This window comes from Kaistia sp. SLG-1, from assembly GCF_059699055.1.
Genome location: NZ_AP048544.1, coordinates 5,019,551 through 5,033,009, shown reverse-complemented (window position 1 = coordinate 5,033,009; position 13,459 = coordinate 5,019,551). Strand labels below are relative to the sequence as shown.

Annotated in this window: 11 protein-coding genes; all 11 read left to right on the top strand. The window is 67.9% G+C overall.

The features are described from left to right. The first annotated feature begins 2 nt into the window (after positions 1-2). The 11 genes from AC6HZP_RS23335 to AC6HZP_RS23285 all read left to right on the top strand — a co-directional run bounded on the left by AC6HZP_RS23335 (position 3) and on the right by AC6HZP_RS23285 (position 13,392). Positions 3-578 carry a hypothetical protein gene (locus tag AC6HZP_RS23335; RefSeq protein ID WP_497524760.1) on the top strand — a complete coding sequence of 192 codons (576 nt, stop codon included), beginning with the start codon at positions 3-5 and terminating at the stop codon, positions 576-578. 10 nt (positions 579-588) lie between these two features. Then, positions 589-1,932, top strand: coding sequence for an LLM class flavin-dependent oxidoreductase (locus AC6HZP_RS23330; RefSeq protein WP_497524759.1), 1,344 nt, complete (start codon positions 589-591; stop codon positions 1,930-1,932). A gap of 7 nt (positions 1,933-1,939) precedes the next feature. Then, positions 1,940-3,172 (top strand): acyl-CoA dehydrogenase family protein, encoded by a 1,233-nt coding sequence (locus AC6HZP_RS23325; protein ID WP_497524758.1) that lies wholly within the window; start codon positions 1,940-1,942, stop codon positions 3,170-3,172. A gap of 3 nt (positions 3,173-3,175) precedes the next feature. After that, the gene (locus tag AC6HZP_RS23320; RefSeq protein ID WP_497524757.1) at positions 3,176-4,126 is read left to right on the top strand and encodes an amidohydrolase family protein; all 951 of its coding nucleotides are present in this window, start codon (positions 3,176-3,178) and stop codon (positions 4,124-4,126) included. Next, positions 4,123-5,358, top strand: coding sequence for an acyl-CoA dehydrogenase family protein (locus AC6HZP_RS23315; RefSeq protein WP_497524756.1), 1,236 nt, complete (start codon positions 4,123-4,125; stop codon positions 5,356-5,358). The genes AC6HZP_RS23320 and AC6HZP_RS23315 overlap by 4 nt, the downstream gene beginning before the upstream one ends. A 138-nt stretch (positions 5,359-5,496) precedes the next feature. Continuing rightward, a complete protein-coding gene (locus AC6HZP_RS23310; RefSeq protein ID WP_201401313.1) occupies positions 5,497-5,907 on the top strand; it encodes a carboxymuconolactone decarboxylase family protein in 411 nt (136 codons plus the stop codon). 661 nt (positions 5,908-6,568) lie between these two features. Continuing rightward, complete coding sequence (locus tag AC6HZP_RS23305) at positions 6,569-7,525, top strand: ABC transporter permease (RefSeq protein ID WP_497524755.1); 957 nt, start codon at positions 6,569-6,571, stop codon at positions 7,523-7,525. A 79-nt stretch (positions 7,526-7,604) separates the two neighbouring features. Beyond that, a complete protein-coding gene (locus AC6HZP_RS23300) occupies positions 7,605-8,615 on the top strand; it encodes a sugar ABC transporter substrate-binding protein (RefSeq protein WP_497524754.1) in 1,011 nt (336 codons plus the stop codon). 99 nt (positions 8,616-8,714) lie between these two features. After that, positions 8,715-10,838 carry an ABC transporter permease gene (locus tag AC6HZP_RS23295; RefSeq protein ID WP_497524753.1) on the top strand — a complete coding sequence of 708 codons (2,124 nt, stop codon included), beginning with the start codon at positions 8,715-8,717 and terminating at the stop codon, positions 10,836-10,838. Next, a complete protein-coding gene (locus AC6HZP_RS23290; protein WP_497524752.1) occupies positions 10,835-11,908 on the top strand; it encodes an SMP-30/gluconolactonase/LRE family protein in 1,074 nt (357 codons plus the stop codon). The genes AC6HZP_RS23295 and AC6HZP_RS23290 overlap by 4 nt, the downstream gene beginning before the upstream one ends. Next, positions 11,905-13,392, top strand: coding sequence for a sugar ABC transporter ATP-binding protein (locus tag AC6HZP_RS23285; RefSeq protein ID WP_497524751.1), 1,488 nt, complete (start codon positions 11,905-11,907; stop codon positions 13,390-13,392). The genes AC6HZP_RS23290 and AC6HZP_RS23285 overlap by 4 nt, the downstream gene beginning before the upstream one ends. Positions 13,393-13,459 lie beyond the last annotated feature (67 nt).

Below are 13,459 nucleotides of genomic sequence, written 5' to 3'. Positions count from 1 at the left end.
CCATGACCCATACCGATCTCGCCGAGCGTCCCCGCGCGCTCGCGAAAGACATCTCCCTCGCCGACCATATTCGCGGCCTGCGCGCCGCCGCGACCGCCGCGTCACCTGAGGGCGTGGGCGATCTCGTCCGGCTCGATCCGCCGTCGCCGCTCGTTGGCGCGCTGGAGGATCTCGCCATCGAGGCCGGCGTGCTGCGCGGCTTTGCCGACAAGGCGCGCCGCCACGCCCGGGAGCGGACGCGGCCTTGGCCCGGGACTGGGGTGGAGCGGGGCTCCGAGGATCCGCATCTGCTGCGCACCTTCGGCGTCCTGATCAGCAGCCTCTCGGCGCTCGACGAACTGTTCGAGGCGGCCGTGGCCAGTGCCGCCACCGCCTCGGCCGAGGATGTGCCTTCCGAAATCGTGCTGGCGCGCAACTTCGCCGCCTATGTCGGCCGCACCGAGATCAGCCGCATCATCGAGGTTCTGGGCGCCAGCGCCGCGTCCGAGACGCTCGGCTTCCACCGCTACTGGCAGTTCTTCGCCGACCGGCGCCGGACGTACCGGACCCTGCCCGCCGCGCTCGCCAGCCAAAACTGAGACTTCCCGCATGACCCAACGCAAGCTTCGCATCAATGTGAACGTCCAGAGCTCGGGCGCCCATCCGGCCTCGTGGCGCTCGCCGCAGGGCCGGCCGCTCGCGACCGTCGATATCGCCCATTTCCAGGAGGTGGCGCGGATCGCCGAACGCGGCAAGCTCGACGCCGTGTTCCTGGCCGACGCGCTCGCCATCCATCCGGATCCCGCGACCGCGCCGATGTGGACGATCGATCCGATCGTGCTCACCACGGCGATGGCGCTGGCGACCGAGAATATCGGCTTCATCGTCTCGAACTCGACGACCTTCAGCCAGCCCTACAATCTGGCGCGCGCCTTCCTCTCGCTCGATCACATCAGCGGCGGCCGCGTCGGCTGGAACATCGTGACGACCTATGACGAGCGCGCCGCGACCAATTTCGGGCTCGCCCAGCTTCCCCCGCATGAGGAGCGCTATGCCGCGGCGGCGGAAGTCGTCGATCTCGTGCTGAAGCTCTGGGACAGCTGGGAGGCGGACGCGCTGGTCGCCGATCCCGCGAGCGGCGTCTTCGCGGACCACGCCCGCATCCACAAGACCGGCCATGTCGGCAAATACGCCGCCGCGAGCGGCCCGCTGCAGGTGCCGCGCTCGCCGCAGGGGCGGCCGCTGCTGGTGCAGGCCGGCAGCTCGCCGCAGGGCCGCGATCTCGCCGCGCGGTTCGCCGAGGGCGTCTTCACCATCCAGCAGGTGCTCGGCGAGGCGCAGGCCTATTACGCCGACATCAAGCGCCGCGCTGCCGCCTATGGCCGCGATCCCGCCACCGTCGCGGTGCTGCCCGGCATCTCGCTGGTGATCGGTGGCACGGAAGCCGAGGCGCGGGCGCGCAAGCGCGAGCTCGACGAGATCGCCGGCATCGACAAGCAGCTGCCGCGCTATGCGGCGCGGCTCGGCGTGGCGCCATCCGAGCTCGAACTCGACAAGCCCGTCCCCGCGCATCTGCTGGAGCGCATCCGCTCCGCGCCCGGCTCGCGCGGCTGGGCCGATGCCAATTTCGCCCTCGCCAGCGAGGGGCTGACGGTGCGCGAGATCATCGCCCAGGGCGGCGGCGCGCATCGCCTCGTCGTCGGCTCGCCCGAGCAGGTCGCCGATCACATCCAGGGCTGGTTCGAAGCCGGCGCTGCGGACGGTTTCAACATCATGTCGGACGTCTATCCGGACGGGCTCGCCGCCTTCTCCGACCATGTCGTCCCGGTGCTGCAGAAGCGCGGCCTGTTCCGCACCGAGTATGAGGGCCGGACGCTGCGCGATCACTACGGCGTTCCCGCGCCCGAGAACATCCACACGGCGCGCGCGAAGGCGCAGCGCGCGGCGGGTTAGGACTATTATGACCTATCGACCTTCCGAAGGCCCCGCCGTCGCTCCGGCGCGACGGATCCGTTCCCATGCCGAGGCGATCGACGCCGCGCATGAACTCGCCGAACTGTGGTCGAGGAGCGCGGCGGAGGTGGACCGCGAACGCCGCGTGCCGGTCGCGGAACTCCGCGCGCTCGAAGCCTCGGGGCTGCTCGGTATCCAGGTGCCGAAGAGCCATGGCGGCGCGGCGCTGCCGTTCGAGACGCTGATCGAGGTGTTTCTCATCCTCGGCGCCACCGACGTGTCGCTCGCCCAGGTGCCGCAGAACCACTACGATTTCGTCGACACCATCCAGCATGCCGGCGAGCGGACGCAGGCCTATTTCTATCCGCGCATCCTGGATGGCGCGCGTTTCGGCAATGCACTCGCCGAGCCGTGGCGGAAGTCGCGCCGGGACATCGTCACGTCGATCGTTCCGGACGGGGCCGGCTACCGCGTCAACGGCAAGAAGTTCTTCTCGACCGGCGCGCTGACGGCGCATGTCGTGCCGGTCATCGCCGTCGATCCCGACGGACGCTTCCTCGTTGCCTATGTCGATCGCGACGCCGAGGGGCTCGACGTGCAGGCCGATTGGGACGCGTTCGGCCAGCGGGGGACGTTCAGCGGCACCACCGTGCTCGACAATGTCTATGTCGAGGCCGACCACGTCATCCATCGCGACGGCGCGAACCCGGCGCTGCTCGCCGCGCTCTTCGCCGGCAGCCAGCTGATCCACGCGGCGATCGCCGCCGGCGGCGCGACCGGCGCGACGCGTCTCGCGGCCCGTGCCGCGCCCGAGTTCATCGCGGCGCGGGGGCTGGGCGAGCGTCTCGGCGTCCTCGAGGCGCGCAGCGCCGCGGCCCGCGCGCTGGTTCTGCGCGCCGCGCGGTTGATCGACCGCTCGCTGCTCGATCTCCGCGACGAGGCGCTTCTGGTCGAGACGGCGATCGCCGTCGACGAAGCCAAGAGCCTCGCCTACGCCTTCGGACCGGAGGTCGGCAACGAGCTGGCCGATTTCATCGGCGACGAGAACGAGCCGCCGGAAGCCATCAGCCGCTTCTGGCGCAATGCGCGCGTTCACTCCCTGCACGATCCCGCCCGCTGGCGCCAGCATTTCGTCGCCGACTACCACCTGAACGGACGCCTCTCGGCCGACGTGGCCGGCCGCCTGCAGGCGCTCGTCGACCTGAATTCTTCTCTCGAACCAAACTCGGATCGGACCTAACACATGGCTAGCTCTTCCTGGGACATCATCGACGTCCACGCCCATATCCGTCCCACCAGCTGGAAGCCGGAGCTGCCGGCCGAACTCACCGAGGCCGAGCGCGAGACGCGCACCACGCGCTGGAGCCGGATGACCAATCCCGGCCTGCTCGCCGAGGAAAGCCGGGAAGGCGACGTCAAGCTCCGCCTGCTCAGCGCGACGATCGAAGGCTTCTTCGGCACGGAAGGGCCGACCGATATCGACGCCATTCGCGGCATCAACGATTTCCTCGCCGAGACGGTCGCCAGCCATCCGGGCCAGCTCGCGGCGCTCGCCACCGTCGATGCCTTCGCCGGCGAGGTCGCCGCGCGCGAAGCCGAGCGCGCCATCACCGAGCTCGGCCATGTCGGCATCGTCATCGATTCCTCGCGCGACCAGAAATTCCCGGGCATCGAGGCGGTGCGACCGGTGCTGGAGGTCGCGGCGAGGCTCAAGGCTCCCGTCCTGGTGCATCCGGTCGGCGCGCCGAATTCGGAGGCGCTGCGCGCCGGCGGCGGCGAGCCGGCCTATGGTTTTGGTCGCGGCCTGATCAACGGGGCTGCCTTCTTCTCTATCCTGCGCAGCGGCGTGCTCGACGAGCTGCCGGACCTGAACCTCATTTTCACGGCGATCGGCGCCGGCGCGTTGGTGCTGGCGGCGGGCGAGACCGAAGAGTACAGCGCCGAAGCGCGCGCCGCCGGACGCCGGCCCAATGTCTATTTCGACATCATGGGTCTCGAGCCGGCCGTGGTGCGGCTCCTGGTCGACATCCTGGGCGCCGAACGCGTCGTCTTCGGCACCGACTGGCCGATCTGGCCGGGTGGCAGCCGCGCCATCCTGGAGAAGGTGTTCGCCGATGCGGGGCTCTCGCCCGAAGAGCAGGCGCTGATCGCTTCCGGCAATGCGAAGCGGATCCTCGGGGCGCATCTCAAGTGAGTTCGGCAGCTTCCACCGGGCCGGCGACGCGCCCGCATACCGTCGACCGCGCGGAGATCCTCGCCGGCCTGCCGCGACTGGTGGCAACCATCGCGGTGGGCGCTGCCGAGCGGGATCGCGACCGCGAGCTGCCCTTCGCGGCCTTCGACGCGGTGCGCCGCTCCGGCATCACCATCCTGCGCGTTCCCTCCGGCCTGGGCGGGCCGGGGGGATCGATCGCCGACCTGATCGAGGCGATCACGGCGGTGGCGTCGGCGGATTCGAACGTTGCCCACGCGCTCCGTACCCATTTCAACCAGGGCGAAGCGGCGCTCGCCAACCCGGCCTCGCCGGAGGCGCGGGACTATGCGGAGAAGGCGCTGGCCGGGGTTCTCTTCGGCGGTGCGCATACCGAGCTGGAGACGCCGCGACCGGCCGAGGTCTCGGCGCGGCTTTCGCGCGACGGCGAGGGCTACCGCCTGAACGGCCGCAAGTTCTACAGCACAGGCACGCTCTACGCCGACATCTTCTCGACCAGCGCGCTGGACGAGGACGGCAATCCCGCTCGCGTGGTGCTGCCGGTCGGCCGCGACGGCGTCACCATTCTCGACGACTGGGACGGCATGGGGCAGCGGCTGACGGCGAGCGGCAGCATCCTCTATGAGAATGTTGCCGTGCACGAACAGGAGGTCCGGCGCGCCGGCGCCGGCGGGCCGAGCCCGGCCGCGCGGCACGCCTCGACCTTCCGCCAGCTGTTCCTGGCCGCCTGCATCGCGGGCATCGTCCGCGACGTGCTCGCCGACGCGGTCCAGCATGCGCGGGAAAAGGCGCGGCCGACGACGCACAGCCCGGCCGGCAGCGCCCGGACCGATCTCTTCATCCAGGCCGAGATCGGTGAGATCGCGGCAGCGAGCCAGGTGGCCGATCAGCTCACGGCGCATGCCGCCCGCACGCTGGACGATAGCTTCGCCGCCATCCAGCGCGAGGATGTCGAGCTGCACCGGATTCTGGAGCATGCGGCGGTGACGGTCGCGGCCGGACAGGTCGCGCTCGGCCCGATCGCGCTTTCGGCGGCCGAGCGGATCTTCAATGTCGGCGGCGCGTCGGCGACCTCGCGCCGCTACAATTTCGACCGGCACTGGCGCAACATCCGCACCATCTTGAGCCACAACCCGCTCGCCTATAAGGCGCAGGTGGTCGGCGATCAGCTCTTGAACGGCACCGACGTTCCCCAGGCCGGCGGCTTCTTCTAGCGACGCGTCGTCGCCAAAGCGCCGCCGATCGGCTTGAACCGGGGCGCGGGATGAGGCTTGCTGGGGGGAGCGCCGTCTTCCGATGGCGAACCGCCCGCGCATGCCCGCGACGGCGCGACCCTCAAGCAAGTGGACATCATGGCAACGGTAAAGCTCTGGACGGATTCCGACGTCGATCAGTCGCCGCGCGTCAAGGCAGTGTTCGACGATATCCGCGCGACGCGCGGCTCCGATTTCGTCAACAATTTCTGGCGCGGCCTCGCCAATGATCCGGCCACGCTGGAACGCACCTGGAATGGCCTGAAGGAGGTCATGATCACGCCTTCGGCGCTCGATCCGCTGACCAAGGAACTGATCTACGTCGCCGTCTCGACGGTGAATGGCTGCGGCTACTGCATCCACTCGCACACGGCGGCGGCGCGCGCCAAGGGCATGACCGACGCCCAGTACGGCGATCTCATCGCCGTCATCGGCATGGCTTCCGAGGCGAACCGGATCGTCACGGCGCTCGGCATTCCGGTCGACCCGGAATTCGAGGTCACCAGCTAGAGCCGGCTCCCGCCCCCTCCCTTTGAGGAGGCCTCTGCAAAGCACAGCCTCATCATGCTGAGGAGGCCCGCGGGGCCGTCTCGAAGCCCGCAGAGCGGCCGTGCCATCGATGGATGGCACCGCGACCGTGCACCCTTCGAGGCCCGAGCTGCGCTCGGGCACCTCAGTGTTTGGGCGTCCAGACCCTTCTGGCGAACTGCATTCCCTAAACTCGACCATCATCCTGAGGTATCAGGCGAAGCCGGGCCTCGAAGGAGGATCCAGGGAACGCCCGGATCGAGACTGCGAGACGGATTTCGCCGGCAACCCGGAGTGCCCCGCTGGAGCCTCCTTCGAGGCTTCGCTTACGCGAAGCACCTCAGGATGATGGTGGAGCAGGTCGATCGGCCTGGAAGGCTCAGGGATGCATATCCTGCCCCGGCGATCGCTTTCCGCAGCGTTCGCGCCGTCGATCTATTGCAAAAATAATCTCAAACTTCAGACAAACTTGGAAATCCCGGCCTGCAAAGCATCCGGCGGAATGTCTATTCATGAGGGAGCAAAGCTAGACGTTACCGAGATCATCCCGTTCGAAGAATCGCGTGGTTCCGATCTGGCACGGTCGCTTGCGGCTCGTGAAAGGTAGTGCATCGTGGCGCGTTCTCGGGGATTTCTCCAGTCTTTGACGCAGGAACGGATCGTCCTGATCCTGGCTCTATTCCTGTTCGCAAGCTTTGCGCTGACGCTCGAAGGGTTTCGGACGCCCGCCAACTTCATCGCCATCGTGCGCAGCATTTCGGTGCTGGGAATTCTTGCCATCGGCATGGGGCTGGTGGTGATCGGCCGGGGCATCGACCTTTCGATGGTCGCCGTCATGGTCGTCTCCGCCGCGCTGCAGCTGGAGCTACTGCAGCATGGCTGGAGCCTCGCCGCCGCCAGCGCGATCGTGTTCGTCATCGTCGTGGCGATCGGCGCCGCCAATGGCTTTCTGGTCGCCTATGCCAGCGTGCCGGCGCTGTTCGCGACGCTCGCCTCCAGCGCCTTCGTCTTCGGCTTCGTCCGCTCGCAGGTGCTGGCGCAGGACGTGATCTACATCCCGAAGGACGCCTCGGCGCTGCTGTCGCTCGGCCAGGCCCGCCCGGCCGGCATCCCGCTCGACGTCTGGCTGTTCGGCGGCGCGCTGCTGATCGGCTGGCTGTTCCTGCGCTACACCAAGTTCGGCCGGTTCATCTACTGGATGGGCGACAACTACCAGGCCGCGCGCACCATGGGCATCGCGGTGCGGCCGCTGACCGTGCTGCAATACATTGTGAGCGCGCTGCTCGCCTGGCTCGCGGGCTTGGCGACGGCGGTCAGCCTGCAGAGCATGAACACCCGCATCGTCAATTCGACCCTGCTCTACGACGTCGTGCTGGTGGTGGTGATCGGCGGCATCGGGCTCTCGGGCGGCAAGGGCGGCACGCGCAGCGTGCTGGTCGGCGCTTTGCTGATCGGCATCCTGCTCAACGGCATGACCATCCTCGACCTGCCCAACATCTATCAGAACCTCATCAAGGCATCGATCCTTCTGGCTGCGATCATCCTCGACGGAAAGCTCAATCCGCGCGACGAGCAGACCAGCCAGCAGGGCGACATCTGAAATTCAATACTTTCAAGAATGGCCAAGATACTGGCCGAACGGGAGAAAGGGACTGGACATGAACTTCTGGAAACGAGGCTTGCTGGCAGCCCTGTCGGCCAGCGCCATTCTGGGTGGCGCAACGCTCGCCGCCTCGGCCGAGGACGCCACGAACCCTGGGCCGGCTGCCTATGAGGCTGCGCTGAAGGGCAAGCGCGTCGTGCTGGTTCCGATGACCATGGGCTTCGATCTCGCCCAGGGCTGGAACCACTTCATCGGCGAGGAGGTCAAGGCGTTCGGCGGTATCTGGGAAACCCGCGATCCCAATTGGAGCGTCGATGCCGGCGCGCAGGCGATCACCGACCTGATCTCCTCGGCCAACAAGCCCGACGTGCTGATCGTCCAGTCGCCCGACATCAACTCCTACAGCCGCCTGTACAAGCGGGCGCAGGACGCCGGCATCTTCGTCATCCAGCTCGACAACCCGTCGAACTTCGCCTCCGACGTCTTCGCCGGCTCCGACTGGAAGCGTCTCGGCGAGTTGGAGACGGAAGCCGTCATCAAGGGCTGCGGCCCGGATTCCAGCAAGAAGATCGGCGTGATCCAGGGCGACCAGGTCAACGCCTCGAGCCTCGATCAGTGGGCGGGCGTGCAGGCGGTTCTGGCCAAGAACCCCGAGTTCAAGATCGTCGGCCAGCCGGATTCGAACTGGGACGCCACGACGGCGCGCAACGCCGCGACGACGCTCTTGCAGCAGAACCCCGACGTCTGCGGCATCATCGACTTCTGGGATGCGACCGCGCAGGGCACGGCGGCGGCGATCCGCGACGCCGGCCTCAGCGGCAAGGTCTTCCTCGTCACCACCGGCGGCGGCGAAGAGATCGACTGCAAGCTTCTCGAGGACGGCACGTTCGGCGCCATCGTCACCAGCGAACTGCCTCGCCAGTCGCAGGACGTCGTCACCGCGATCAAGCTGCTGCTGCAGGGCAGCGACAAGCCGGGCGACAAGGCGCGCTACCTCTACACTCAGGAACGCGCCCGCACCAAGGCTGACCTCGCGCCCGGCACCTGCTGGAGCCAGAAGCAGATCGAGGCGGCGGCAAAGCTGTAACCGCCGACGTTTTCAAGCGAGCGCGCCGGCCCGGCGCGCTCGTCTTTCGTCACGCAGGTTCGGCCTGATCGTTCCTACCCACCAGAGCTGGAATTTCGGATGTCCCTGCGCGAGGCCGTCACCCGATTTCGCTACAACCGGATTCCAACCCATCTTGTCGGCGAGATCCTCGTCAAGAACTGGGCCGACAATCTGGTCCCCTTCGCCTTTCTCGTCGCCGTCATCGCCATCTTCGGCACGCTGATTCCGGGCTTCTTCAGCGCCGGCAGCCTGCTCGACACCTCGCGGCAACTGGGCGAGTTCCTGCTCGTCGTCATCGGCCTGACGGTGGTGATCATCGGCGGCGGCATCGATCTCTCCGTCGGATCGATCTTCGCGCTCGCCGCCTTCGCCGCGCTCGCCGTCATCTATATCGGCGAGGGTTCGCCCTGGCTCGCCTTCGCGGCGGCGGTCGGCGCCGGCGGCCTGTTCGGCGCCTTCAACGGCTATCTCGTCGGCTATTTGAGGCTGCGCGCCTTCCTGACCACGCTGGTCACGCTGATCATCGGCCGCTCGCTCTACGACATCCTGATCATCCAGTACGGCAAGCAGATCCAGAGCTCGCAGTTCTATTCCGACAGCTTCGACTGGCTCGGCGTCGGCTCGCTCGCCGGCATTCCGGTCAGCGCGCTGATCGCGCTCGCCTTCACGCTGATCGCGCATCTCGTCATCTCGCGCTCGCGCATCGGCTGGCACATCAGCGCCGTCGGCGGCGCGCGCCGCTCCGCCTACAATATCGGCATCCCGGTGCGCCGCACCGTGTTCCTGACCTATGTCGTTTCCGGCGTCGCCTGCGGCATGGCCGGCTTCCTGTTCGCCGCGCGGCTCTCCGGCGTCGGGCCGGGCTCCGGCCTCGGGCTGGAGCTGCTGGCGCTGACGGCCGCCGTCGTCGGCGGCAACAGCCTCGGGGGCGGCCGCGGCTCGATCGCCAAGGGCCTGATCGGCGCCGTCGCCGTGCTGATCATCAACAACGGCCTGATCCGATTGGGCGCCGGCACCGGCACCAACCAGATGATCCTCGGCCTGATGCTGGCGCTCGCCATCGTCGTCGACGTCCGCTGGCTGAAGAACCGGCAGAAGGTCGTCTCGGAAGTCTATGTCGCGCCGGTGCACCATGCGATGCAGCCGGCCATTTCCGCCGTGCCCGGTTCCGGAACGCCCTATGCGCTCGACAACGCGCTCGCCGGCGCCGAGGCGATCGGCCTCGGCGAGCTGGAAGGGCCGGAGGACATCGTCCTCGACCGCGACGACAATCTCTATGCCGGCACAAGGCATGGCGAGATCGTCCGCTATTTCGCGCCCGATTACCGGCGCTCGGAAGTCTTCGCTCATATCGGCGGCTTCCCGCTCGGGCTCGCGCTCGATCGCGACGGCTCGATCAAGACCTGCGTCGGCGCGATGGGGCTCTATTCGGTCGCGCCGAACGGCGGCGTCCGCGAGCTGTCGACCGAGACGCGCCGATCGCTGCTCTCAGTCGTCGACGACGCCCGCCTGCGCGATCCCAATGATTGCGACATTGATCGCCAGGGCCGGGTCTGGTTCACGGATTCGACCACCCGCTACGACGCGCATGAATGGGCGCTCGATTCGATCGAGAGCCGGCCGACCGGACGGCTGCTGGTCTACGATCCCGCGACCGGCAAGACGCGGACGGTGCTCGAAAAGCTTCGCTATGCCAATGGCGTCTGCCTCGCGCATGACGGCCAGTCGCTGCTGATCGCCGAATCCTGGGCCTGCGCCGTCCATCGCTACTGGATCGAGGGGCCGAAGGCGGGAACGCTGGAGACCGTCATCCGCGACATGCCCGGCTATCCCGACAACATCAACCGCGCCTCGGACGGCAGCTACTGGATGGCCTGGCTCGGCATGCGCACGCCGAGCTTCGATCTGGCGCTGCGCGATCCCGGCATGCGCAAGCGCATGACCCGCCGCCTGCCGCAGGACGAGTGGCTGTTTCCCAACATCAACACCGGCGGTGTGGTGAAGTTCGACGAGAACGGCCGGATCCTCGCGACGCTCGGCGATCTCGGCGGCGCCAGCCATCCGATGGTCACCTCGATGCGCGAGCACAAGGGCCATCTCTATATCGGCGGCATCCTCAACAACCGGATCGGCCGGATCGCCATTCCGGGCGCCGATCCGAACTGGACTGGCTGGAACGCTTATTGGGGAGCGGCGACATGAGGCTGCTCGATCGTCTGCTCGACCCGTTCCGCGGTCGGGCCATCACCATCCCGCCCTATGACGGCGCCTTCAAGCCGAATACGGCGCTGGAGGAAGCGCCGGTCCGCCTCGCGCACGAGGCGCCCGACAATCTGCTGCTCTGGGCGGGGAGGCCGGTCTTTTCCGCCGGCTCCGTCGTCCACGCGCTGGAGGGCGGGGGGACACGCGAACTCGCCCGCTTCGACGCACCGGTGAGCGCGCTCGCGGCGTTGAACGACGAGACGCTGGTCGTGGCGCTCGAAAGCGGCCGGATCGTCCTCTTCGGTGGCGCGAGCGACGGCCGGACCTTCGACCGGCTGGGATCCGAGCCGCTCGTCTCGCCGACCGCGATCGCCGTGCTCGACGCGACGACGATCGTGGTGGCGCAAGGCTCGGCCCGGCACGCGCCTTCCGACTGGGTCGTCGACCTGATGGAGAAGCGCGCCACCGGCTCGGTCTGGAAGCTCGATCTTGCCAGCGGCGCGGCGACGCTGCTGGCCCGGGATCTCGCCTGGCCGTCCGGCGTCCATGCCGGCCCGGACGGGACGATCCATGTCAGCGAGGCCTTTGCCCATCGCCTCGTGCGTCTCGAGGCCGGCAAGCGGCCGATACCCGTGCTGACGCGGATCCCCGGCTATGCCGGCCGGCTTTCCGCCGCGCGCGACGGCGGCTTCTGGCTCGCCGTCTTCGCGCCGCGCAACCGGCTGATCGAGTTCGTGCTGCAGGAGGATCGTTTTCGCCGCGACATGCTGGCAACCGTCGAGCGGCAAAACTGGATCGCGCCGACGCTTTCGTCCGGGACGAGCTTCCTCGAGCCGCTGCAATGCGGCGCCGTGCGCACCATGGGCGTGCACAAGCCCTGGGCGCCGTCGCGCTCCTACGGGCTCGCGGTCCGGCTCGATGCGGCGCTGCAGCCGGTCGAAAGCTTCCACAGCCGCTCGGACGGCACGCGGCACGGCCTGACCTCGGTGCTGGAGACGGAGGACGCCGTGCTGGCGACGGTGACCGGGGCCGGGCTGATCGTCGATCTCGGCAAGGGAGAGCCGCAATGACCGTCGTGCTGCAGACGAAGGCGATCTCGAAGGCCTATCACGGCAATGTCGCCGTCCAGCCGATCGATTTCGACCTCCGCGCCGGCGAGGTGCATGCGCTGCTCGGCGAGAACGGCGCCGGCAAGTCGACGCTCTCCAAGATGCTCGCCGGCGTGATCGAGCCGAGCTCTGGCGCGCTGGTCTATGGGGGCCAGGAGGTCCGCTTCGCCGGCCCCGCCGACGCGCTCAAACAGGGCATCGCCATGGTGTTCCAGGAGACGAGCCTGGTGCCCTCGATGACCGTGGCGCAGAACCTCTATCTCGGGCACGAGCGGGCGTTCAACCGGCTCCGCGGCATCACCATCGCGGCGCAGCAGTTCCTGCAATCCTTGAATTTCACCGTCGATCCGACCGCCAACGTCTCGACGCTCGGCGCCGCCAAACGGCAGATGGTCGAGATCGCCCGCGCCGTTCGGCTGAATGCGAAGATCATCATCTTCGACGAGCCGACCGCGACGCTGACGCCGGAGGAGCGGCGGCACTTCTTCGCCCTCGTCGCCCGGCTGAAGGCGCGCGGGGTGACGATCGTCTTCATCAGCCACGCGCTCGAAGAGGCGCTCGAGATCGCCGACCGGATCACCATCCTGCGCGATGGCGAGAAGGTCATCACCGACCTCGCCGTCAATTTCGACCAGGCGAGGATCGTCCAGGCGATGGTGGGCCGTCCCGCCGTCGAGGGCGCGCGGCTGCGCCAGACCGTCCGCCGGCCGGGCGCAAAAATCCTGTCGGTCGAGGACATTTCTATGGGGGCGCTGGTCCGCAACACGTCGTTCTCGATCTTCGAGGGGCAGACGACCGGCATCTTCGGGCTGGTCGGCTCCGGCCGGACGGAAACGGCCAAGATCATCGCCGGCGTCTACAAGCGCAATTTCCTGCGCGGCGGCTCGATCGAGTATCGCGGCGAGCTGGTGCGCTATGCGACGCCGCGCGAGGCGGTGCGCGACGGCATCGTCTACGTCACCGAGGACCGCAAGCTCGAGGGCTTCTTCGAGACGATGTCGATCGCCGAGAACCTCTATTCCGGCCTGCTGGCGGCCGGCCTCGAACGGCTGCCGATCGTCAGCCACAAGGAGATGAAGGCGCTTCTGGAGGTCTGGAGCGGGAGGCTCGCGATCCGCAGCATCGACGCGGAAGCCCGCGTCATCGAGCTCTCCGGCGGCAACCAGCAGAAGGTGGTGATCGGCAAGGCGCTGGTGCAGAAGCCGAAGCTCGTCATCTTCGACGAGCCGACGCGCGGCGTCGATGTCGGCGCGGTGGCGGAGATCCACGCGCTGATCGAGGAACTGGCCGACCAGGGCCTGGCGGTCGTCGTCATCTCCTCCTACCTGCCCGAGATCCTGTCGCTCTCCGACCGCATCCTCGTCTGCCGCCAGGGCCGCATCGTCGAGGAATTCTCGCCGCTCGACGTCACGCAGGAACAGATCATGTATGCCTCGGTGCATTAGCCGGGACCGGTAGCCCAAAACAAAAAAGCCCCGGAACCTTCGCTCCGGGGCTTTTTGTTTGGCGTTG

What these genes read in the sequence shown, in the direction of transcription:
- AC6HZP_RS23330 (WP_497524759.1), top strand. Translation starts at nt 589, where the DNA reads ATGACCCAACGCAAGCTTCGCATCAATGTGAACGTCCAGAGCTCGGGC.
- AC6HZP_RS23285 (WP_497524751.1), top strand. Translation starts at nt 11,905, where the DNA reads ATGACCGTCGTGCTGCAGACGAAGGCGATCTCGAAGGCCTATCACGGC.
- AC6HZP_RS23320 (WP_497524757.1), top strand. Translation starts at nt 3,176, where the DNA reads ATGGCTAGCTCTTCCTGGGACATCATCGACGTCCACGCCCATATCCGT.
- AC6HZP_RS23295 (WP_497524753.1), top strand. Translation starts at nt 8,715, where the DNA reads ATGTCCCTGCGCGAGGCCGTCACCCGATTTCGCTACAACCGGATTCCA.
- AC6HZP_RS23335 (WP_497524760.1), top strand. Translation starts at nt 3, where the DNA reads ATGACCCATACCGATCTCGCCGAGCGTCCCCGCGCGCTCGCGAAAGAC.
- AC6HZP_RS23325 (WP_497524758.1), top strand. Translation starts at nt 1,940, where the DNA reads ATGACCTATCGACCTTCCGAAGGCCCCGCCGTCGCTCCGGCGCGACGG.
- AC6HZP_RS23290 (WP_497524752.1), top strand. Translation starts at nt 10,835, where the DNA reads ATGAGGCTGCTCGATCGTCTGCTCGACCCGTTCCGCGGTCGGGCCATC.
- AC6HZP_RS23310 (WP_201401313.1), top strand. Translation starts at nt 5,497, where the DNA reads ATGGCAACGGTAAAGCTCTGGACGGATTCCGACGTCGATCAGTCGCCG.